Here is a 23,467-nt window from a genome sequence, read left to right as displayed (position 1 = left end):
ACAAAAACTAATCTACAGCAATAGCAACAACCGCAGCTCCAACATGGATTCCACAGGCTTTGCCCAGTTCCTTTTTGGACTCGACAAGAATAACTGGTATACCGTTCTCTCTCGCGAAAGTTATGGCCGAATCGGTTACCCAATTGTCTGCATCAAGTGCCACAAAAAGCTCTTTCACTAAACCAGCTTGCATTGCTTTTACTGCTTGCTTTGTACCAATGATTGTTTTACTAGCCCTTACTTTATCATAAGACATTTTCATATCCTCCGAAGTACAGACAGTTAACTATCAACCTTCAATATATTATCATTATCAATTTCTACTGTCAACTAATATCTTTAAAAAGTCCGAAGAGATGCGCTTTTGCCATCTCTTCGGAGCTTAGTTTAAGTTATTCAGCAGAAACTAAATCTTCTGCGTCAAGCTCATCTTTTTCAATGCGGATTTGACGATAACGTTGCATACCAGTACCTGCTGGAACAAGTTTACCAATAATTACGTTCTCTTTTAACCCTAGAAGTTCATCACGTTTACCTTTAATTGCAGCATCCGTTAACACACGAGTTGTTTCTTGGAATGATGCAGCAGATAAGAATGATTCAGTTTCTAGTGAAGCTTTAGTAATACCTAAGATTACAGGGCGACAAGTTGCAGGATTTTTACCGTTCATAACAGCATCTACGTTTGCCTCTGCGAATTGGTGAATATCTAATAATGAGCCTGGTAATAATTCTGTATCACCAGCTTCAATTACGCGAACTTTACGAAGCATTTGACGTACCATTACTTCGATATGTTTGTCTCCAATTTCTACCCCTTGCATACGGTATACTTTTTGTACTTCTTTTAGTAAATATTCTTGAACTGTTGAAACGTCTTTTACTTTTAATAATTGTTTTGGATCGATAGAACCTTCTGTTAATACTTGACCACGTTCGATTGAGTCACCTTCGATAACTTTCAGACGTGCATTATAAGGTGCTTGGTATTTACGAGTTTCTACGTCACCTTGAACTGTAATTTCTTTTAGACCTTCACGAATTTCAGTAATATCTGAAACCGTACCAGCAATCTCTGAAATGACAGATTGACCTTTTGGATTACGTGCTTCGAAAATCTCTTGGATACGTGGAAGACCTTGAGTAATATCGTCTCCGGCTACCCCACCTGTATGGAATGTACGCATTGTTAACTGAGTACCTGGTTCACCGATTGATTGAGCTGCAATAATACCAACTGCTTCCCCAACTTCAACTTTTTCACCAGTTGCTAAGTTCATGCCGTAACATTTTTTACATACACCATGTTTTGTATTACATGTGAACGCTGAACGGATTGTTACTTCCTCGATACCTGCTTCTGTAATAACACGAGCGACATCTTGGTCGATTAAACCGTCTTTTTCTAAAATTACATCGCCTGTTTCTGGATGGAAAATCGTTTTCTTCGTATGACGACCAACAATACGTTCGTCTAACGCTTCGATTAGTTCTGTACCTTCCATTAACGCACCGATAGTTAAGCCACGGTCAGTTCCACAATCATCTTCACGAACGATTACATCTTGTGCAACGTCTACAAGACGACGTGTTAAGTAACCTGAGTCGGCAGTTTTTAGGGCTGTATCGGCAAGACCTTTACGAGCACCATGTGTTGAGATGAAGTATTCCAATACTGTTAAACCTTCACGGAATGAAGACTTGATTGGAAGTTCGATAATACGACCAGCCGGGTTGGCCATCAGACCACGCATACCAGCTAACTGTGTAAAGTTAGACGCGTTACCACGGGCACCTGAGTCAGACATCATAAAGATTGGGTTTGTTTTCTCAAGTGACTTCATCAGTTTTGATTGAATTTCATCTTTCGCTGCACTCCAGCTAGAGATAACACGGTCATAACGCTCTTCTTCAGTAATGAAACCACGACGGAATTGCGCTTGAACTTTATCTACTTTCTCTTGTGCTTCAGCTAGGATTTCGCCTTTGTCTGGTAATACCACGATGTCAGATACACCAACAGTGATACCAGCGCGAGTTGAGTATTTGAAACCTAAGTTTTTCATGCGATCAAGCATTTTAGATGTTTCAGTAATGTGGAAACGTTTAAACACTTCTGCAATGATATTTCCTAAGAATTTCTTGCGGAATGGGTTTACAACAGGTACGGATGCAAAATGTTTGCGAAGTACTGCTGAACGTTGTGCCTCTACTTTACCTTTTTCATCTAATTGGCTGTAAGCAGCATCTGCTTCAAGCTCTGCTAAAGTTTCTTCGTCAATTGTTAAGTTTACGAAGTATTTCTCTGGTGTTACTTGCTCTAAGTTGAAATCAGTAGGTTCGTTAATGAACGGGAATGATTCAGGCAAGATTTCATTAAAGATCACTTTACCAACAGTTGTTAATAAGAACATATTATTTTGTTCTTCTGTAAATGTTGGGTTGTTCAGTGAACTTGCTTTGATCGCGATACGTGTATGCAAGTGTACATGACCTGTATCATATGCGATTAAAACTTCGTTTGGTCCATAGAAAATTGAACCTTCACCACGAGCATCTTCACGCTCAAGTGTTAAATAGTAGTTACCTAATACCATATCTTGAGATGGAGTTACAACTGGCTTACCATCTTTCGGGTTTAGGATGTTTTGTGCAGCAAGCATTAGAAGTCGAGCTTCTGCTTGTGCTTCTGCTGATAATGGTACGTGAACCGCCATTTGGTCACCATCGAAGTCAGCGTTGTAAGCTGTACATACTAACGGGTGAAGACGAATCGCACGACCTTCAACAAGTGTTGGTTCAAACGCTTGAATACCAAGACGGTGAAGCGTTGGTGCACGGTTTAGTAATACTGGATGCTCACGGATAACATCTTCTAAAACGTCCCATACGTCGTTGTTTAAACGTTCGATTTTACGTTTAGCAGATTTAATATTGTGTGCAAGACCACGTTCTACTAGCTCTTTCATAACGAAAGGTTTAAATAGCTCGATTGCCATTTCCTTCGGTAGACCACATTGGTACATTTTTAAATTTGGACCTACTACGATAACTGAACGACCAGAATAGTCAACACGTTTACCAAGTAAGTTTTGACGGAAACGACCTTGTTTCCCTTTTAACATATGTGAAAGTGATTTTAACGGACGGTTACCTGGTCCAGTTACTGGACGACCACGACGACCGTTATCGATTAATGCATCAACAGCTTCTTGTAACATACGTTTCTCGTTTTGAACGATAATGCTTGGTGCTCCAAGATCTAATAAACGTTTTAAACGGTTATTACGGTTGATTACACGACGATATAAATCATTTAAGTCAGATGTTGCAAAACGACCACCATCTAATTGAACCATTGGACGAAGCTCCGGTGGAATAACAGGTAGTACATCTAAAATCATCCACTCTGGAGAGTTACCTGAGTTACGGAATGATTCTACTACTTCAAGACGTTTAATCGCACGTGTACGGCGTTGACCTTGTGCTGATTTTAGTTCTTCTTTTAAAGAATGTGTTTCATCTTCAAGATCGATTTTAGCAAGAAGCTTTTTGATTGCTTCTGCGCCCATCGCTGCTTCGAAAGTTGCACCGAATTTTTCACGGTATGCACGGTACTCTTTTTCAGAAAGTAATTGCTTACTCTCTAAGTTAGTAGCACCTGGTTCAATTACAACGTAAGATGCGAAGTAAATTACTTCTTCTAAAGCACGTGGGGACATATCTAAAATAAGTCCCATGCGGCTTGGAATACCTTTGAAGTACCAAATATGAGAAACTGGAGCAGCTAATTCGATATGACCCATACGTTCACGACGAACTTTTGCACGTGTTACTTCAACACCACAACGGTCACAAACTACGCCTTTATAGCGAACACGTTTGTATTTACCACAGTGACATTCCCAGTCTTTCGTAGGACCGAAAATACGTTCACAGAATAAACCATCTTTTTCTGGTTTTAATGTACGATAGTTAATTGTTTCTGGTTTTTTTACTTCACCATATGACCAAGAACGAATCTTGTCAGGGGATGCTAAACCAATTTTCATATATTCAAATTCATTAACGTCTATCAAGGAGCCTACCTCCCTCTAGTTATAGGTCTTTATAAAGACTCTTTTACGCAGCTCGACAATCGTTTGCAAAAATACATTTTGACAAAAGATTAAAAATAGATTGATTTCATTCATAAAGAAAGTCGAGCAGGGCGTTAAATCCTGCCCGACTAATTTGAAAAATAAGTTTGACCATATTCACACGAATGTGAACTTAACCTTATCCATTATTCAAAAGACTCTACTGGCTGTTCTTCTGTTTCTGGCTGTGGCGCAATATTAAGTGCGTCAGCAGGTTGAAGATCTTCTTCTTCGTCTAGATCGCGAAGCTCTACTTCTTCATCATTGATTGTTAACATTTTAACATCCATACCAAGAGATTGTAGTTCTTTAATCAATACTTTGAATGATTCCGGAACGCCTGGCTCTGGTACGCTTTCACCTTTAACGATAGCCTCGTATGTTTTCACACGACCAACAACGTCATCGGATTTAACAGTTAAAATTTCTTGAAGTGTGTATGCCGCACCGTATGCTTCAAGTGCCCATACTTCCATCTCACCAAAGCGTTGTCCACCGAACTGCGCTTTACCACCAAGTGGTTGTTGTGTAACAAGTGAGTAAGGACCAGTTGAACGTGCGTGAAGTTTATCGTCAACCATGTGTGCAAGTTTGATCATGTACATGATCCCAACAGATACACGATTATCGAACGGTTCACCTGAACGTCCATCATACAGGATTGTTTTACCGTCACGGTTCATCCCTGCTTCTTCCATTGTTTCCCATACATCTTCTTCGTTGGCACCATCAAATACTGGTGTTGCCATATGAACACCTAAGTAACGAGAAGCCATACCTAAGTGTAACTCTAAAACTTGTCCGATATTCATACGAGAAGGTACACCTAATGGGTTTAACATGATATCGACAGGAGTACCATCTGGCATAAATGGCATATCCTCTTCCGGTAAGATACGAGAGATAACCCCTTTGTTACCATGGCGTCCGGCCATTTTGTCCCCAACGCGGATTTTACGTTTTTGAACAATGTAAGCACGAACTAATTGGTTAACACCTGGTGGTAACTCATCGCCGTCTTCACGGTTAAATACTTTAACGTCAAGGATGATACCGCCCGCACCATGTGGTACGCGTAATGAAGTATCACGAACTTCACGTGCCTTTTCACCAAAGATTGCATGTAATAAGCGCTCTTCAGCTGTTAATTCTGTAACCCCTTTAGGCGTTACTTTACCTACAAGAATATCACCATCACGTACTTCCGCACCGATACGGATAATACCACGTTCGTCTAAGTTACGAAGCGCATCTTCCCCAACGTTTGGAATGTCGCGTGTAATTTCTTCAGGTCCTAATTTTGTATCACGAGATTCTGACTCATATTCTTCAATATGAACTGAAGTATATACATCGTCTTTTACAAGGCGCTCACTCATGATAACAGCATCCTCATAGTTGAACCCGTTCCAAGTCATGAACGCAACAAGTACGTTACGACCTAAAGCAAGTTCACCGTTTTCCATAGATGGACCGTCTGCTAAAATATCGCGAGGTTTCACACGTTCGCCAACTTTTACAAGTGGACGTTGGTTGTATGAAGTACCTTGGTTAGAACGAATGAATTTTTGTAATTTATATTTTGTTAAATCGCCTTTAACTTCTTTACCGTCGACTGTTTCAATGCGACGAACATGGATTGAACGAGCTTCAACATGCTCAACAATACCATCGAATTTCGCAACTACAGCCGCGCCAGAGTCACGCGCATCTACGTGTTCCATACCAGTACCAACAAACGGAGCTTCTGGATTTAAAAGAGGAACCGCTTGACGTTGCATGTTGGCACCCATAAGCGCACGGTTAGAGTCATCGTTTTCTAAGAATGGAATACATGCAGTCGCTGCAGAAACTACTTGTTTAGGAGATACGTCCATATAGTCCATTTGAGCTTTATTGAAAACTGTGTTGTCTCCACGGAAACGACCTACAACTTCATCGTTAGTGAATGTACCATCAGGATTTAATAGCGAGTTCGCTTGCGCTACATAGTAGTTATCTTCTTCGTCAGCTGTTAAATAATCAATTTGATCCGTTACTTGACCAGTTTCATGGTCAATACGACGATATGGTGTTTCAATGAAACCAAATTTATTTACTTTAGCGAATGAAGATAACGAGTTGATTAAACCAATGTTTGGACCCTCAGGTGTCTCAATCGGACACATACGACCATAGTGAGAATAGTGAACGTCACGCACTTCGAAACCAGCGCGCTCACGCGTTAAACCACCAGGCCCTAATGCAGATAGACGACGTTTATGCGTTAACTCTGCCAGTGGGTTTGTTTGGTCCATGAATTGAGATAATTGAGAGCTACCAAAGAATTCTTTAATAGACGCAATTACTGGACGAATATTGATTAACTGTTGTGGTACGATAGCGGCTGTATCATTAATAGACATACGCTCGCGCACAACACGTTCCATACGAGATAAACCGATACGGAATTGGTTTTGTAATAACTCACCAACAGAGCGAAGACGACGGTTACCTAAATGGTCAATATCATCTGTTGCCCCTACTTGGTAAAGTAGGTTGAAGAAATAACTTACTGAAGATAATACATCAGCCGGTGTAATATTCTTCACTTCTTCGTCAATGTAGGCATTGCCAATAACATTGATTTCTTTTTGAGCTTCATCTTTAGGTGCATAAATTTTAATAGATTGGATTGTTACGTCATCTTCAAGTACTCCGCCAACTTGTGATAAAGTGCGGTAGCCAATGCCTTTAGAAGAATCCTCTAGGTAAGGTAAAATCTTATCTAAAGTACGACGATCTAGCACAGTGCCCTTCTCTACTAAAATTTCGCCTGTTTCTGGATCAACAAGCGTTTCAGCAATCGTTTGGTTGAATAAACGATTTTTGATATGAAGCTTTTTGTTCATTTTGTAACGACCAACATTCGCTAAATCATAGCGTTTAGCATCAAAGAAACGAGAATATAATAAACTTTTCGCACTTTCTACTGTTGGTGGCTCACCTGGACGTAAACGCTCGTAGATTTCTAAAAGTGCTTTTTCTGTACTTTCAGAGTTATCTTTTTCTAGCGTATTACGTAAATACTCATTATCACCGATAATATCGATAATCTCTTGATCTGAACCGAACCCTAATGCACGAAGTAACACTGTTACTGGTAGCTTACGAGTACGATCAATACGTACATATACTACATCCTTCGCGTCAGTTTCATATTCTAACCAAGCACCACGGTTTGGAATTACTGTCGCACCGAAGCCTTTTTTACCGTTTTTATCAGTTTTATCATGGAAATACACACTTGGTGATCGAACTAATTGTGAAACGATAACACGTTCAGCACCATTGATAATGAACGTCCCTGTTTCAGTCATTAATGGGAAGTCACCCATAAATACATCTTGTTCTTTCACTTCGTCTGTTTCTTTGTTGTAAAGACGTACTTTCACACGTAATGGAGCTGCGTAAGTAACATCTCGCTCTTTACACTCATCGACATCATATTTAGGATCACCTAATGAATAATCGATGAATTCTAATGAAAGATTACCTGTAAAGTCCTCGATCGGCGAAATGTCACGGAACATTTCACGTAAACCTTCTTCAAGGAACCACTCGTAAGACGCCGTTTGAATCTCAATCAGATTTGGAAGCTCAAGCACCTCTTTAATACGCGCAAAGCTTCTACGCTGGCGGTGTTGTCCGTACTGAACTAGTTGACCTGTCAACTCATTCACCCCTCAATAAAGCGATATTAGGTCTTTGCAAAATCATCCAAATAGTGTATGATTTCGAAAGACAAAAAGAAAACGAGTCTTCAAAAGATCTCATTTTCGGTTAACTAAACTTATCTTGGCAAGTATACCCATATAAAATCATTCATATACCAAAAGGGCACACGACCTCAAAATAATATTTTTGCATTGTATCATGTTATCATAGCCGTTTTGTCAAGTCAATATTTTATACATATTTCATTTATTTTTTTGCACGCACTATCCAGTATCCTTTTTTCTTCTCCACCACATCGACTTCAGAAAACTTTTCTTCTAAATAGCTAACCGTTGATGGTGCACCTTGCTTCTTCTGAATTACTACCCATAACTCTCCAGAAGTGACTAACTTATTATAAGCACCATCGTAAAAGCGGAAAACCGTGTCCTTTCCTGCACGAATTGGAGGATTGGTTAAAATAGCTGCAGCCTTCGCCTCATCATCAACATTCGATAGTCCGTCACTGACAAATATTCGTACATTTTGAACACCGTTTACTTGCGCATTTTTTTGAGAAAGCGCAACTGCTCGTTCATTAATATCCATCATCAAAACCGTGCGCTCAGGATTTGCCTTGGCAATCGATAACCCAATTGGCCCATAGCCACAACCTACATCAAAAATCGCACCATCTACATCCGGCATTTGAAACGCATCTATTAATACACGGGATCCAAAATCTACTTCGCTTTTACTAAATACACCTGCATCCGTTTCAAAGGAAAACGTATGCCCAAGTAACTTGAACGTCCAGTGACGAGGTTTACTTTCAGTTTGAGGCTTACTTGTATAATAGTGATCTGACATTTTCACGCCTCCTCAGAATGAAGAAAAAGCTCGCCACAATGACGAGCTTCCTTTTGTATAAAAGTAATACGAGATTACTTAACTTCTACAGATGCGCCAACTTCTTCAAGTTTAGCTTTGATTTGTTCAGCTTCATCTTTAGAAACGCCTTCTTTAAGAGCTTTAGGAGCGTTATCTACAACTTCTTTAGCTTCTTTAAGACCTAAACCAGTGATTTCGCGAACCACTTTGATTACTTTAATTTTTTCAGCACCAGCAGATGCTAATACTACGTCGAATTCTGTTTTTTCTTCAGCTGCAGCAGCACCGCCAGCAACTACTGCTACTGGAGCAGCAGCTGTTACACCGAATTCTTCTTCGATAGCTTTTACTAAATCGTTTAATTCAAGAACTGTCATAGCTTTGATAGCTTCTAAGATTTGCTCTTTGTTCATTATAATTTCCTCCTAATTGGATGTGTTTTAGTTTTTTGCGGTCAAGCCGCGGAAGTTATGCAACGCAAGAAATTATGCGCCTTGTTCTTCTTTTTGTTCTGCAACAGCTTTTGTTGCAAGTGCGAAGTTGCGCACTGGAGCTTGAAGTACAGATAAAAGCATTGAAAGAAGACCTTCGCGTGATGGAAGTTCTGCAAGTGCTTTAACATCTTCAACAGAAGAGATTGTACCTTCAATAATACCCGCTTTAATTTCTAAAGCTTCGTTTTTCTTAGCGAACTCGTTGATGATTTTAGCAGGGGCTACAACATCTTCAGTTGAGAACGCGATTGCGTTAGGACCAGTTAATACTTCATTGATTCCTTCAACGCCAGCAGCTTCAGCAGCACGACGAGTTAAAGTGTTTTTGTAAACTTTAAACTCAACACCAGCTTCACGAAGTTGTTTACGAAGTTCAGTCACTTGTGCAACGTTAAGACCACGATAATCCACTACTACTACAGAAGCAGCGCTTTGGAATTTTTCAGTGATTTCTTGCACTTGTGATTGTTTGTTTTCGATTGCTTTGCTCATGATGACACCTCCTATTAGAATGGGTCATTTATACCGACAAAAGTAAAGCCTCTGGGTCATATAGACACAGAGGCTGAAAGTCATCATCTTTAAAATAAGAATCCGAATTCCGATGTCCTCGGTAGGATCATTAAGTGACAAGTCACTCCTACTGTCTACGGTACAAATGGATGATTCACAACAGCATCCATCTTACCAAAGATACGGATAGCTGTCAATCGATTTATATAAAATTATTTTACTACTACGTTTGCAGCGTCAATTTTAATAGCTGGGCCCATTGTAGTTGTAACGTTTACAGATTTCATGTAAGTACCTTTAGCTGCAGCAGGTTTTGCTTTTTGAACAACGTCAAATACAGTTAAGAAGTTTTCTACAAGTTTTTCTGTAGCAAAAGAAACTTTACCAATAGGAGCGTGGATAATACCAGCTTTGTCAGCGCGGTATTCTACTTTACCAGCTTTGATTTCTTCGATTGCTTTTGTTACGTCAAATGTAACTGTACCAGTTTTAGGGTTTGGCATTAAGCCTTTAGGTCCTAATACGCGACCAAGTTTACCAACTTCACCCATCATGTCAGGAGTTGCTACGATTACATCGAAGTCAAACCAACCTTGTTGGATTTTTTGGATGTATTCTGCATCGCCTACATAGTCAGCACCAGCAGCTTCTGCTTCTTTAAGTTTTTCACCTTTAGCGAAAACTAATACGCGTTGAGTTTTACCAGTACCGTTTGGTAGCACTACTGCACCACGGATTTGTTGGTCATTTTTACGAGTATCGATTCCTAAACGGAAAGCAACTTCTACAGTAGCGTCGAAGTTTACTGTGCTAGTTTTTTGAGCAAGTTCGATTGCTTCTTGTGCGCCGTATACGTTGTTACGGTCGATTAATTTCACTGCATCTTGCAGCTTTTTACCTTTTTTAGCCATTATATATTTCCTCCTTGATTGTGGTTATAGCGGATTTTACCTCCCACGAATAAAGGTTGCGCGTTCACAAAGAAACTCCGCAACCTTCCAAAAAACAAAAACATCAAGTAACTGGGATTAGTCTTCGATAACAATACCCATGCTTCGTGCAGTACCTTCAACCATTAACATAGCAGCTTCAACTGAAGCAGCGTTAAGGTCTGGCATTTTAGTTTCAGCGATTTCGCGAACTTTATCACGTTTAACCGTTGCAACTTTTTTACGGTTTGGTTCACCAGATCCAGATTGGATACCAGCTGCTACTTTAAGTAAAACTGCTGCAGGTGGAGTTTTCGTAATGAAAGTAAATGAACGGTCTTCGAATACTGAAATTTCAACCGGAATAATAAGACCAGCTTGATCAGCAGTACGCGCATTGAATTCTTTACAGAATCCCATGATGTTCACACCTGCTTGACCTAATGCAGGACCAACCGGTGGAGCTGGGTTTGCTTTACCAGCAGGGATTTGAAGTTTAACTACTTTAATAACTTTTTTAGCCACGAGACACACCTCCTTAAGTCCGTGATGTGGTAATTGGGTTGCCCCTCCCACTCAATATCTGTCTGTCAGCTAATTGCCGATAACATTAAAATTATCATTACAGACGCCAACCGAAGTATGACAGTCTGACCTTTGAAATGATACCACTTTTAATTTTTTTAAGCAAGTAGTAATTAACAAAAACTGCGATATACGCTCAATCATACGTAATATGGTAACTAGAATGTAAAACTATAATTTTTTAATTTGTTCAAAATCAAGTTCCATAATTGTTTCGCGACCAAACATATCTACAGATACTTTCAGTTTTCCTTTTTCAGCGTCGATTTCTTCAACACGTCCTTGGAAGTGCGCAAATGGTCCTTCTAATACTTCAACTGCTTCACCAATAGTAATATCGATTTCAACAATTTTATCAGTCATGCCCATTTGTTCTAATAGACGATCCGCTTCTTCTGGTAATAGAGGTGTCGGTTTAGCTCCGCCACCTGATGAACCGATAAAGCCAGTTACACCTGGCGTATTGCGGACAACATACCAAGAATCATCTGTCATTATTAGCTCTACTAGGACATAACCAGGAAAGACTTTACGCATCATTGTCTTCTTTTTGCCGTCCTTCATTTCTGTTTCCTCGTGCTCAGGCACGATAACGCGGAAGATTTTATCTTGCATCCCCATTGTTTCAACACGTTTTTCTAGGTTTGCTTTTACACGGTTTTCATACCCTGAATACGTATGAACAACATACCAATTTTTCTCCATAACTGCTAGGACTACTCGTCCGTCCCTCCCTTACAAATAAAAGTGAAAATGATCGCGATATGCAATGTGCATCCTTTATTCTTTTCACAAACTTCCCAATAGAAAAACATAGCTTTCGCCGTAGCAAGCGAAAGCTCGATGATATATACCTAATTAGCATAGTCATCTATCGCTACCAACATACTTTCACTGGTAGTCACACTTATCATAATGAAAACATTTTACTGCTCTTTACTTCATAAAACAAACGAAAAAACCCGTTATTGTAATGGACGGGCTATTTTCAAAAGTATTAACATGCTCTTTTCTAAATTATAAATCTAAGTACCAGCGGAATAATGATGAAATACCTAAGTCTACTAACACAAAAAATAAAGCCATAATTACTACAGTTGAAATTACAACGACTGTATATTTCGTCAGTTCTTTACTTTTTGGCCAGCTAGTTTTTCGCATTTCCGACATTACGTCGCTGAAAAAACTTTTAATCTTGCCCATTCTAGCCTAACCTCCGAATCAATCATATCTGTCTATTTACAAAATATTTTATAACGTTTGTTTATGCACTGTATGTTCATTGCAATGCGAGCAAAATTTCTTTAATTCGAGACGTACAGTAGTATCTCCTTTAGCAGGAAAAGTGTAATTTCTCGATCCGCATTTTTCACAATTTAGCACGACTTTCTTTGCCATATAATCACCTTTTCGGCACTTTGTCTTTTAAAGACTAACACCTAAAATTGTCAATGTCAACAAGGGTACGTGCCCTCTATGACATTTCCTCAAGCACTAAATGACGCTCTAATTTCCGCTTAACTCGTTGCAAAGCATTATCAATCGACTTTACATGCCGATTCAATTTTGCAGAAATTTCATGATAAGATTGTCCATCTAAGTATAGAGCTAATACTTGTAGCTCCAATTCGCTTAAAATTTCACTCATTTTTTCTTCTAAATAACCAAACTCTTCTCTATGAATCATTAACTCTTCTGGATCGTCCATAATAGCGCCTGTTAACACATCCATTAATGTGCGATCTGATTCCTCATCAAAAATAGGCTTATCTAGAGAAACATAGGAATTTAGCGGAATATGTTTTTGCCTTGTTGCTGTTTTAATTGCTGTAATAATTTGTCTTGTAATACATAACTCTGCAAAAGCTCGAAAAGAAGCAAGCTTGTCCCCTTTAAAATCACGGACAGCTTTATACAAGCCAATCATACCCTCTTGTACGATATCCTCTTTATCAGCACCAATTAAAAAATAAGACCTTGCCTTTGCCCTTACTAGCAAACGGTATTTTGTAATTAAAAAATCCAACGCATCTGTATTACCTTGATGCACCATTTCAATAAGCTCTTCATCATTGAATCGTTCAAAATCTTGTGTCACTTGTACAATACTATTTTTAAACATGGTATCACCTCAGCTGCAACAGATAATTAGGAACAGTATAACGGAATTGGAAAATATGCGTCAATCAATCATTTTAATCCACGACGCCACTTTTCGAAGGCAAGTGCCACATCCGGCTTTAGCTCAATGCGTGAAGGTGGCTTGCTATCCTGCTTTCTTTTTACATCGTGAGAAATTTTATGCTGAATAATGCTCATATCAATTTCTAGCTCTCTTGCCGATTTGCGTAGTGCACCATTACCAAAAATAACACTTTGTTCTGCCATATCGGAAGTCGCGACGTGAATTTGTACATGTCTTGCCTTTAGTTCATGTGTCATCTTTTCAATGCGTTCATCTGCTGTTTCATTTTTCCTTGTATAAATGATTTCGACACCATTCTCTATATAAGATTGTTCCACACCCGGCACAAGATGGGCGTCAAAAACTACGATTACGCGCCATCCTATCGCCGCTTTATATTCAGCCATAAGCTCAATTAATCGCTTACGTGCATCTTCAAAATTTGTGTCACGTAATGGACGTAGCTCTTTCCAAGCTCCAATCATATTATAGCCGTCAACAAGCAAAATGTTTTTCATCGTTACTCATTCGCTTCTTGACGTTTACGATACACTTCGTACATTAAAAGTGCGGCAGCTACAGAAGCATTTAATGATGTGACATGCCCAACCATAGGCAAATGATATAAAAAGTCACATTTCTCTTTTAACAGGCGACCCATCCCTTTGCCCTCGCTACCAATAATAATTGCAAGTGGTAAGGTTGCATCCATTTTTCGATAATCCGCTGAACCCTTTGCATCGGTACCAGCAATCCATACGCCACGCTCTTTTAACTCATCTACTGTTTGTGCTAGGTTAATAACACGCACAACTGGTACATGCTCAATCGCTCCTGTAGAAGCCTTCGCCACAACCGCTGTCAAACTCACTGAGCGACGCTTTGGAATAATTATACCATGTACGCCAATTGCATCTGCAGTTCGCATAATCGAGCCTAAATTATGTGGGTCCTCTAACTCATCTAATATTAAGAAAAATGGATCTTCTTGTTTTTTTTGTGCCGCTGCAAATAAATCATCTAACTCTGCATAGCTATACGCTGCAACAGAGGCAACAATTCCTTGATGATTAGCATCCGATAATTGATCGACCTTTTTTTTCGGTACAAATTGAACAATGATGCCACGTTCACGCGCTAAATCAAGCAGTTCATTGACCCCTGACTTTTTAACACCTTCTGCAATCCATACTTTATTCATATCGCGGCCTGAACGAAGTGCTTCTAACACTGGGTTTTTACCGGCAATAATTTCACCATTTTGTTCTGCCATTATTTTGACACTCCTTTTAATTCCTCGATTATTTGAATAGCGTATGCAATGATGTCATAAACGCGTTCTAATTCACCTAGTAAGTACAAGCTTCCGAGTACCGCCTCAAAGCCGGAGCTATTCCGGTATGTTTGGACATCTGTATTTTTCGGAACAGAACCGGACTTGGCATTGCGTCCTCGTCGGAACACAGCCAATTCCTGCTCTGTTAAAAAATTTTCATCCATCATGCGATGTACAATCGTAGACTGTGCCTTTGCTGATACATAATGTGTTGCTTCTCTATGGAGTGTATTCGGCTTTACACGGCCACTACGCAGTAAATACTCGCGGACCTTTTGTTCTAAAACCGCATCTCCCATATATGCGAGCGCTAATGCATTTAATTGCTTAACATCTTCATTTCGGAGTTTATCCAAGTTACTTACCCTCGTTTCCATCTTGTCCCTTGGCGTGTATCCTCTAAAATGATACCTTGCGCCTGTAAATGGTCGCGGATTTCATCTGAACGAGCAAAGTCACGATTTTTACGTGCTTCTACGCGTTCCTGCAAAAGGGCTTCAATCTCTTCGTCTAGAAGTTCAGCTTCTTTTGCAAATTCAATACCTAAGACGTCACCTAATACCTCAAAAGTTTCAACAAAAGTTAATAATACCTTTTCATCAGTATTCGTCTCATTCAAGTAAATATTAGCAATACGAGCTAATTCAAATAATACTGAAATAGCATTTGCTGTATTGAAATCATCATCCATCGCTTCTTCAAATTGTGCTTTTTGTGTAGCGATTTGTTGGAGCCATTCGTCCGAATGTTCACCGAGACTCGCAGTAGCGGATAAGCGGTACTTAACGTTGTTATAGGAAGTGCGAATACGCTCTAAACCAGTAGCTGCAGCATCTACTAAATCTTTAGCAAAGTTAATTGGGTGACGATAATGTACAGATAACATAAAGAAACGTAAAATTTGTGGATCGATTTGTTTACGTATATCGTTCACAAGCACAAAATTACCAAGGGATTTTGACATTTTTTCATTATCTATATTAATATATCCATTATGCATCCAGTAGCGCGCAAATGTTGTATCGTTATGTGCTTCAGATTGCGCAATTTCATTTTCATGGTGCGGGAATGTTAAATCTTGACCACCTGCATGTATATCAATTGTATCACCTAAATGCTCACGTGCCATGACCGAGCATTCAATATGCCATCCTGGACGTCCGTTGCCCCAAGGACTTTCCCAATAAATCTCACCAAGCTTTGCTGCTTTCCATAATGCAAAGTCTAATGCATCGTCTTTTTTCTCGCCTGCTTCGATACGTGCACCGATCTTTAAATCATCCACCGATTGATGTGAAAGCTTACCGTAGCCGTTAAATTTTCGAGTTCGGTAATACACATCGCCAGCCGATTCATATGCGTAGCCTTTTTCGATTAACACTTTAATAAATTCAATAATGTCATCCATGTGATCTGTTACACGAGGATGCACATCGGCCTTTTTGCATCCTAGTGCAGTAACATCTTCAAAATATGCAGCAATAAAACGGTCGGTAAGCTCATGAACTTCTTCACCAAGCTCGTTTGCTGCTTTAATAATTTTATCATCCACATCTGTGAAATTTGATACAAATTTCACATCGTAGCCTTTATATTGAAAATATCGTCGTACAGTATCGTACACAATTACAGGACGTGAATTCCCAATATGAATATAGTTATAAACAGTCGGACCGCAAACATACATTTTAACTTTGCCTTCTTCTAGCGGTACGAAAGTTTCTTTTTGTCTTGTTAATGAGTTAAAAATTTGAATACTCATTGTGTTTCTCTCTCCTTTTGTAAGCGTCCGATTTCTTCTTGCAATGCTGCTATTTGCTTTTCGAAACCTTGACAACGTTCCTCTACAGGGTCAGGAATATTTTGATGATCTAGTTTTTTCTCTAAACGAACACCATCTCGCATCACTACTTTACCAGGGATACCGACTACAGTAGAATTTGGTGGCACTTCTTTTAATACTACTGAACCAGCGCCAATTTTACTATTCTCACCAATTGTAATAGAACCTAATACTTTTGCACCTGTGGCAACTAACACATTATCTTCTAATGTCGGGTGGCGCTTGCCTTTTTCTTTCCCTGTACCCCCAAGTGTAACACCTTGATAAAGTGTAACATTATCGCCTATCTCACATGTTTCCCCTATAACAACGCCCATGCCGTGGTCAATAAAGAAGCGACGACCAATTTTAGCACCAGGGTGTATTTCAATTCCTGTAAAGAAGCGACTTATTTGCGAAATTACGCGTGCGATAAAATAAAAACGTCTTTTAAAAAACCAGTGTGCAACTCGATGCGCCCATGTAGCATGCAGCCCTGAATATGTTAACACAACTTCAAGTACACTGCGCGCTGCTGGATCATTTTCAAAAATAGTCTCTACATCTTCCTTTATTCTTTTAAACATCAAAACTCCCCCTTTTCGATTCAATGTGTGTTTGTGATCTCGACCACGTTATTTCAAACCCTTACAATAACCCCACGCAAAAATGACGTTAAAACCTATTGTTATTAGTAATGATTTCCCTTTTTCATCTAACACCCGAAAATCATAAAAAAATAATAAAAAGCGCCCCTATCATTCCTAAAAAGGAATGACAGAGACGCTGAATTTGCGCGGTTCCACTCTGATTGAAGGCATATGCCTTCCACTTTGGACGTCCTATAACGGGAACGACTCGATAAAGCCTACTATTGTTCAGCTTTATGCTCAAAGGTGCATTTCGGTTTTGCCTTGGCTCAGACCACTTTCAGCCGGTGATGGTCCTCTCTTTAGAGCTTGCGCCACGTACTTCTCCTTATCAACGCTTTCTCAATGTACATTCATTTTACATCGAAGAAACAGTTTGTCAATAAATTTCTATTATTTCGCGTATTTTTCTACACGGTCAATTGTTTTCTCTTTACCGATTAAACAAATAGCATTCGGTAGCTCCGGACCGTGCGTTTCACCTGTAGTCACAACACGGATTGGCATAAATAAATTTTTACCTTTATGACCCGTTTCTTTTTGCACAGCTTTGATAGCTGCTTTGACAGTTTCAGGTGTAAATTCTTCTAAATTTTCAAGTTGCACTTTAAATGCAGCCATTACCTCTGGTACCTGCTCTCCAGCTAAAACTGCTTTTGCTTCCTCATCATATTCAATATGATCGTTAAAGAATAGGCGAGATAGCTCCACGATTTCAGCACCAAAGCTCATTTGCTCATGGTAAAGCGCGATTAAATCTGTTGCCCAAGCACGTTCTTCAGCTGTTAGCTCTTCTGGTAATAAGCCAGCTTTTTGTAAGTGTGGTAAAGATAAAGCCACTACTTCTTCTAAAGATAATTTTTTGATGTACTGATTATTCATCCAAGTAAGCTTTTGCTTATCAAACATAGATGGCGATTTTGATAAACGTTTCTCATCAAACATTTTAATAAATTCTTCTTTTGTGAAAATCTCTTCTTCACCTTCAGGAGACCAACCTAGTAAAGCGAAGAAATTGAACATAGCTTCTGGTAAATAACCAAGGTCTTTATATTGCGTTACGAATTGAATTATTGACTCGTCACGTTTTGATAATTTTTTGCGGTTCTCGTTAATGATTAATGTCATATGCCCAAAGCGAGGATATTCCCAACCAAATGCATCAAAAATCATCATTTGTTTTGGTGTGTTTGATAAATGTTCTTCCCCACGGAATACGTGTGAGATTTCCATAAAGTGATCGTCTAACACTACCGCATAGTTGTATGTTGGAATACCATTTGCTTTCACAAGTACCCAGTCACCAACATCTTTTGATTCGAATGATACTTGTCCACGCACTAAATCTTCAAATTCATATGTTACATTTTCAGGTACACGCATACGAATTGTATATTGCTCTCCAGCCGCTTCTTTAGCTGCTACTTCTTCAGCAGATAAATGACGGCAAGTACCATCATAAGTTGGTGCTGCAACGCCACGAGCTTTTTGCTCTTCACGAGACGCCTCTAATTTTTCTGATGAACAGAAACATTTATATGCTTTACCTTGTTGTAATAACTTTTCAGCATGCTCTTTATAAATATCCAGGCGTTCCATTTGACGATAAGGTGCATAAGGACCACCAATATCGATTGACTCGTCATATTCGATACCTAACCATTTTAAGTTATCTAACTGAGACGCTTCTCCACCTTCTACATTACGCTCAATATCCGTATCTTCAATACGCACGATGAATTTACCGTTATGATGTTTTGCATATAAATAGTTGAATAACGCTGTACGTGCACCGCCAATATGTAAAAATCCAGTTGGTGATGGCGCGTAACGAACGCGAACTTCTTTCGTCATAATTAAATGCCTCCTAAATGTTCGTCTGAAAATAATTCCGACCTTTTTTAACTTTGTTCATTTTACCACTGTAGTATAGGAAATAAAAGTAGCGCGTGCTTAGGAATTGGACACGCGGCATTTTTTATTTTTTTATCAATAGAATCGTTGCCATTGAAGCAATGCCTTCTTCTCGACCTGTAAAGCCCAATCTTTCAGTAGTTGTCGCTTTGACATTTACTTGTGATGGTTCTGCGTTTAATAGCGTTGCAATGCGATTTCTCATTTGTTCAATGTAAGGCGCCATTTTCGGACGTTGTGCCATAATGGTGCAATCTACATTGCCAAGCACATAACCTTTGTCTTCAACGATTTTCCAAATATACTCTAGTAACTTTGCTGAATCAGCATCCTTCCATTCAGGATCTGTATCTGGAAAGTGACGACCAATATCACCTTCACCTATTGCTCCAAGTGCTGCATCTGTTACCGTGTGTAATAATACATCTGCATCCGAATGCCCTACTAAGCCTTTTTCATGTGGAATTGTAATACCACCAATAATTAGTGGACGCCCTTCTTCAAATGCATGTACGTCAAAACCTTGTCCTACTCGAAACATACAATACTGCCGTTACAACAGAGATAATTGTAACAGCATTCACCTGCCTTTATGATTTTCTATTTATAGACAGTTTACCATATTTCCTAGGAAATTGAGCTCTCCACATCATCTTCAAAACTCTTTACATACACAACTAACTTACGATAGAGATAATCAACATACATAAAGTTTTTTATAGTTTGTACAAGATTAATAAAAAAATCCCATCAGCTACGTTTAAAGCTGATGAGATTCAAAGTTATTTTTAATAAGTTTCCGACACTCGGCGCCGTAAAATTGCTTCACCAAATAGTAAATCTTCTTTAGTCGTCATCTTCACATTCTCGTAGGTACTCTCTACAATATGAACCGCATGGCCGAGACGTTCAACTAGCATTGCCTCGTCTGTGCCTAGGAAGCCTACTTTCTCGGCAACATCTTCAGCCTCTACAATCAAATCAAAGCGGAATGCTTGTGGTGTTTGAATCATCCACAGGCTTTCACGATCTACTGTTTCTTCAATGATGCCATCACGTACTTTTTTCATCGTATCCTTGGCACGAACGCCAGCGATAGCAGCGCCATAATTATGGGCACTTTGCACAAGGTTTGCAATAATTGCGTGCGTAATAAACGGACGTGCTGCATCATGCACTAAAACGATATCAACTTGCTCCATTTCCTTCATGCAGGAATGAACCGAATGTTGACGCTCTGCACCACCATCGGGCAAGCCCTTAACCTTAGAGATACTATAATTCGCGAGCATTTCTTGAATAAACGCTCGCTCCTCCGGCTTCACTGCAAGCCAAATTCCTGTACAGTTTCTATCTTGCTCAAATACTTCTAATGTGTGTATTAAAATCGGTTTCCCTAAAAGCTCTAAAAATAATTTATTTTGTCCTGCTCCCATTCGCTTCCCGCTACCTGCTGCCGGAAGTACTACTTCATACTGCACATTCTCCACTTCCTAATCATCCTTTGGCTTGGCAAAAATCATACGACCTGCTGATGTTTGTAGAACGCTCGTTACAGTTACTGTAATTGCCTGTCCTATATAACTTCGACCACCTTCTACAACTATCATCGTGCCATCATCCAAATAAGCGACACCTTGGTTATGCTCTTTCCCATCTTTAATAACGACAACTTGCATATCCTCACCAGGAATAACTACTGGCTTCACTGCATTTGCCAAATCATTGATGTTCAGCACTTGCACTTGGTGTAGCTCACATACTTTGTTCAAGTTGAAATCATTCGTAACAATTTGAGTGTCATTGCCCATTTTCTTTGCAAGGCGTACAAGTTTTAAATCGACTTCCTGCACATCTTCAAAATCTTCTTCGGTAATCTCTACCTTTGTCATACGTTCATCTTGCAGTTTTTTTAATATATCCAATCCACGGCGACCTCTTGTACGTTTTAATGTATCTGAGGAATCTGCAATATGCTGAAGCTCCGTTAGCACAAACTGCGGCACCACTAGGACACCCTCAATAAAGCCAGTTTCAGAAATATCCGCAATACGGCCATCTATAATAACGCTCGTATCTAGCAATTTATAGCTACCGCGAATTTCTGGAACATCACTACCTTCAGCAGCTTTTTTCTTCGCATTATGCCCACGTAATGTGAATAACTGTAGTAGCTCATCTCGCTTTTTAAAGCCGACACGGAATCCCAAATAGCCAAGCACAAATGACAGGATGATTGGAATTACTTCTGTAATACCACGTATCTGAACGCTATCAATCGCAAAGCCTAGGAAATACGCTACGATAAGTCCTACAATTAGCCCAAGCGTACCAAATAATAAATCCCCAACCGGTACTTTAAATAGCACCTCTTCCATCCAGCTAATAAGCCGAACGAAATAGTCGGAAAATGCGAACGATAATGTAAATAGTAAAAGCGCCCCTAAAGCAACTGATACATAAGGATTATCAAGCCAAGGATTAGATGATAAATGAAGCAATTCGTATAATGGCGGTAAGAAAACAAGGCCTAAAGCTCCCCCAATCAGTAAAAAAGCAATTTGAATAAATTTTTTCATACTGTCACCTCCAATTCTTATAATCGATTATACATATTTTTCAGTAGAAAATCTGTTTTGAGCCCATCAAAACATTATTATTTTTACTGCTGTTTATTGGACGTTATTAAAGCCTTGAGAGATGCATTACTTCCACAATAAATGTTATCCAATTTCAAGAAATTTTTATGACCGCTAAAATGAAGGAAAAGTGCATGCTAGGATATTCCTCAGCATGCACTAATTTATTCAATCAATTTCATAATTCACATTGCATCAAAATAAAAATAAAATTCAACATTACGCTACAGCTTTCGCTCCACTTCAATGTCGGTATTCTTTTAGGAACCAGTTATAAAATTGGCACATAAAATTATTTATAGCTCTCTAAAGCAGGCATTCAATGCATCCTTAATTGTCTCTACACCCACAATTTCGATACCTTGTGGGAAATCCCAACCGCCAATATTAGAGGCAGGAATAAACGCTCGCTTAAAGCCTAGTTTTGCCGCCTCAATGACACGTTGTTCAATACGTGTTACACGACGTACCTCTCCTGTTAAGCCTACTTCACCAATAAAACAATCTGTAGCACGCACTGCCTGATCCTTAAAACTTGAAACAATACTCGTCAACACCGCTAGGTCAATTGCAGGTTCATCTAACTTCACACCGCCAGCAACTTTAATATATGCATCCTGCGCTTGTAGCATGAGACCCATCCGCTTTTCAAGCACCGCCATAAGCAATTGCACGCGGTTTTGGTCTACCCCTGTTGCCATACGTTTTGGATAATTGAAGCTCGTCGGAGTCACTAGCGACTGAATTTCTACTAAAATTGGTCTTGTCCCCTCCATTGATGCCACAATGGTTGAACCTGCAGCACCTTGTGAGCGTTCCTGTAAAAACAACTCAGACGGATTCAATACTTCCTTTAAACCCCCCTGAAGCATTTCGAAGATAGCAATTTCATTTGTAGAGCCAAAGCGGTTTTTCTGACTCCGTAAAATACGGTGGTTATGATGACGCTCCCCTTCGAAATACAACACTGTGTCCACCATATGTTCTAAAATACGTGGTCCCGCAATTTGCCCTTCTTTCGTTACATGCCCTACTAAGAAAATGGCAATGCCTTTCGTTTTTGCAATTCGCATTAGCTCTGCTGTACATTCACGTACTTGCGATACACTACCAGGTGCACTTGTCACCTCTGGATGGAAAACTGTTTGTATGGAATCCACGATAACAAACTTCGGCTGTACATCATCAATCGTTTGGTTTAACAACTCTAAATTCGTCTCCGAATAAATATAAAGCTCTTGAGAAATTACTCCTAAACGCTCTGCACGCAATTTCGTTTGTCGAATAGATTCCTCCCCAGAAATATACAGCACACGGTGCCCTTTATTTGATAGCAACGCAGATACCTGTAATAAAAGCGTTGATTTCCCAATCCCAGGGTCACCACCAATTAATACAAGGGATCCTGGCACGATACCACCGCCTAAAACCCGATTGAGCTCTCCCATTTCAGTAGCTACACGAGATTCTTCAGCTGCTTCCACTTGTATAATAGGTATAGCCTTTTGTGTTACTGTAGCCGAGTGTTGGAATGCTCCTCGAGGACCTTTTGCAACGACCTCTACTTCCTCAACCATTTTATTCCATTCTCCACACCCTGGACAACGGCCCATCCACTTTGCAGATTCATAGCCACAACCAGTACAGACAAATTTAGTTTTTTTCTTCGCCATA

Annotated in this window: 22 protein-coding genes and 2 other annotated features; all 22 genes read right to left on the bottom strand. The window is 39.5% G+C overall.

Annotation, left to right across the window (positions count from 1 at the left end):
- Positions 1–7: 7 nt before the first annotated feature.
- Positions 8–256 (bottom strand): ribosomal L7Ae/L30e/S12e/Gadd45 family protein, encoded by a 249-nt coding sequence (locus ACIP9C_RS17065; protein ID WP_340821750.1) that lies wholly within the window; start codon positions 254–256, stop codon positions 8–10.
- A gap of 136 nt (positions 257–392) precedes the next feature.
- Complete coding sequence (rpoC, locus tag ACIP9C_RS17060) at positions 393–4,079, bottom strand: DNA-directed RNA polymerase subunit beta' (RefSeq protein WP_401012522.1); 3,687 nt, start codon at positions 4,077–4,079, stop codon at positions 393–395.
- Positions 4,080–4,285: 206 nt separating this feature from the next.
- Positions 4,286–7,861 carry a DNA-directed RNA polymerase subunit beta gene (gene rpoB, locus ACIP9C_RS17055; protein WP_401012520.1) on the bottom strand — a complete coding sequence of 1,192 codons (3,576 nt, stop codon included), beginning with the start codon at positions 7,859–7,861 and terminating at the stop codon, positions 4,286–4,288.
- Positions 7,862–8,102: 241 nt separating this feature from the next.
- Positions 8,103–8,705, bottom strand: a complete 603-nt coding sequence (locus tag ACIP9C_RS17050; RefSeq protein ID WP_401012519.1) for a class I SAM-dependent methyltransferase — start codon at positions 8,703–8,705, stop codon at positions 8,103–8,105.
- Positions 8,706–8,779: 74 nt separating this feature from the next.
- Entirely contained in the window at positions 8,780–9,139 is a 360-nt protein-coding gene (rplL, locus tag ACIP9C_RS17045; protein ID WP_010860618.1) for a 50S ribosomal protein L7/L12, read from the bottom strand.
- A 72-nt stretch (positions 9,140–9,211) separates the two neighbouring features.
- On the bottom strand, positions 9,212–9,712 hold the full coding sequence (gene rplJ, locus ACIP9C_RS17040; RefSeq protein ID WP_401012517.1) for a 50S ribosomal protein L10: 501 nt from the start codon (positions 9,710–9,712) through the stop codon (positions 9,212–9,214).
- 32 nt (positions 9,713–9,744) lie between these two features.
- Positions 9,745–9,891 (bottom strand) — a sequence feature (ribosomal protein L10 leader region).
- 54 nt (positions 9,892–9,945) lie between these two features.
- Positions 9,946–10,644: a 50S ribosomal protein L1 gene (gene rplA, locus ACIP9C_RS17035; RefSeq protein ID WP_401012515.1), complete on the bottom strand. Its 699-nt coding sequence runs from the start codon at positions 10,642–10,644 to the stop codon at positions 9,946–9,948.
- 117 nt (positions 10,645–10,761) lie between these two features.
- The gene (rplK, locus tag ACIP9C_RS17030) at positions 10,762–11,187 is read right to left on the bottom strand and encodes a 50S ribosomal protein L11 (RefSeq protein ID WP_004233593.1); all 426 of its coding nucleotides are present in this window, start codon (positions 11,185–11,187) and stop codon (positions 10,762–10,764) included.
- 231 nt (positions 11,188–11,418) lie between these two features.
- Positions 11,419–11,952, bottom strand: a complete 534-nt coding sequence (gene nusG, locus ACIP9C_RS17025) for a transcription termination/antitermination protein NusG (protein ID WP_401012513.1) — start codon at positions 11,950–11,952, stop codon at positions 11,419–11,421.
- 312 nt (positions 11,953–12,264) lie between these two features.
- Positions 12,265–12,450 carry a preprotein translocase subunit SecE gene (secE, locus tag ACIP9C_RS17020; RefSeq protein WP_004233589.1) on the bottom strand — a complete coding sequence of 62 codons (186 nt, stop codon included), beginning with the start codon at positions 12,448–12,450 and terminating at the stop codon, positions 12,265–12,267.
- A gap of 48 nt (positions 12,451–12,498) precedes the next feature.
- Positions 12,499–12,645 (bottom strand): 50S ribosomal protein L33, encoded by a 147-nt coding sequence (rpmG, locus tag ACIP9C_RS17015; RefSeq protein ID WP_340821740.1) that lies wholly within the window; start codon positions 12,643–12,645, stop codon positions 12,499–12,501.
- Between the two features lie 76 nt (positions 12,646–12,721).
- Positions 12,722–13,369 carry an RNA polymerase sporulation sigma factor SigH gene (gene sigH, locus ACIP9C_RS17010; protein WP_024364386.1) on the bottom strand — a complete coding sequence of 216 codons (648 nt, stop codon included), beginning with the start codon at positions 13,367–13,369 and terminating at the stop codon, positions 12,722–12,724.
- 68 nt (positions 13,370–13,437) lie between these two features.
- A complete protein-coding gene (locus ACIP9C_RS17005) occupies positions 13,438–13,950 on the bottom strand; it encodes an NYN domain-containing protein (RefSeq protein ID WP_139859441.1) in 513 nt (170 codons plus the stop codon).
- Positions 13,951–13,952: 2 nt separating this feature from the next.
- A complete protein-coding gene (gene rlmB / locus ACIP9C_RS17000) occupies positions 13,953–14,705 on the bottom strand; it encodes a 23S rRNA (guanosine(2251)-2'-O)-methyltransferase RlmB (RefSeq protein ID WP_401012509.1) in 753 nt (250 codons plus the stop codon).
- Positions 14,705–15,124 carry a Mini-ribonuclease 3 gene (locus tag ACIP9C_RS16995; protein WP_427430070.1) on the bottom strand — a complete coding sequence of 140 codons (420 nt, stop codon included), beginning with the start codon at positions 15,122–15,124 and terminating at the stop codon, positions 14,705–14,707. The genes rlmB and ACIP9C_RS16995 overlap by 1 nt, the downstream gene beginning before the upstream one ends.
- A 5-nt stretch (positions 15,125–15,129) precedes the next feature.
- The gene (cysS, locus tag ACIP9C_RS16990) at positions 15,130–16,530 is read right to left on the bottom strand and encodes a cysteine--tRNA ligase (protein WP_401012505.1); all 1,401 of its coding nucleotides are present in this window, start codon (positions 16,528–16,530) and stop codon (positions 15,130–15,132) included.
- On the bottom strand, positions 16,527–17,177 hold the full coding sequence (gene epsC, locus ACIP9C_RS16985; protein WP_340821735.1) for a serine O-acetyltransferase EpsC: 651 nt from the start codon (positions 17,175–17,177) through the stop codon (positions 16,527–16,529). The genes cysS and epsC overlap by 4 nt, the downstream gene beginning before the upstream one ends.
- Before the next feature lie 189 nt (positions 17,178–17,366).
- Positions 17,367–17,584, bottom strand: a binding site (T-box leader).
- A gap of 49 nt (positions 17,585–17,633) precedes the next feature.
- Positions 17,634–19,094 (bottom strand): glutamate--tRNA ligase, encoded by a 1,461-nt coding sequence (gene gltX / locus ACIP9C_RS16980; protein WP_401012503.1) that lies wholly within the window; start codon positions 19,092–19,094, stop codon positions 17,634–17,636.
- 124 nt (positions 19,095–19,218) lie between these two features.
- Positions 19,219–19,695, bottom strand: coding sequence for a 2-C-methyl-D-erythritol 2,4-cyclodiphosphate synthase (gene ispF / locus ACIP9C_RS16975; RefSeq protein ID WP_401012501.1), 477 nt, complete (start codon positions 19,693–19,695; stop codon positions 19,219–19,221).
- Between the two features lie 247 nt (positions 19,696–19,942).
- On the bottom strand, positions 19,943–20,635 hold the full coding sequence (gene ispD, locus ACIP9C_RS16970; RefSeq protein ID WP_401012574.1) for a 2-C-methyl-D-erythritol 4-phosphate cytidylyltransferase: 693 nt from the start codon (positions 20,633–20,635) through the stop codon (positions 19,943–19,945).
- Positions 20,636–20,647: 12 nt separating this feature from the next.
- Complete coding sequence (locus ACIP9C_RS16965) at positions 20,648–21,733, bottom strand: PIN/TRAM domain-containing protein (RefSeq protein ID WP_401012499.1); 1,086 nt, start codon at positions 21,731–21,733, stop codon at positions 20,648–20,650.
- Positions 21,734–22,089: 356 nt separating this feature from the next.
- The gene (gene radA / locus ACIP9C_RS16960; RefSeq protein WP_401012497.1) at positions 22,090–23,466 is read right to left on the bottom strand and encodes a DNA repair protein RadA; all 1,377 of its coding nucleotides are present in this window, start codon (positions 23,464–23,466) and stop codon (positions 22,090–22,092) included.
- Position 23,467 lies beyond the last annotated feature (1 nt).

The sequence above is a fragment of the Lysinibacillus sp. NPDC093210 genome (genome assembly GCF_044753985.1).
Taxonomy (GTDB): domain Bacteria; phylum Bacillota; class Bacilli; order Bacillales_A; family Planococcaceae; genus Lysinibacillus.
Note: the sequence above shows the minus strand (reverse complement) of the source record. Positions and strands in the feature narration are given on the sequence as shown.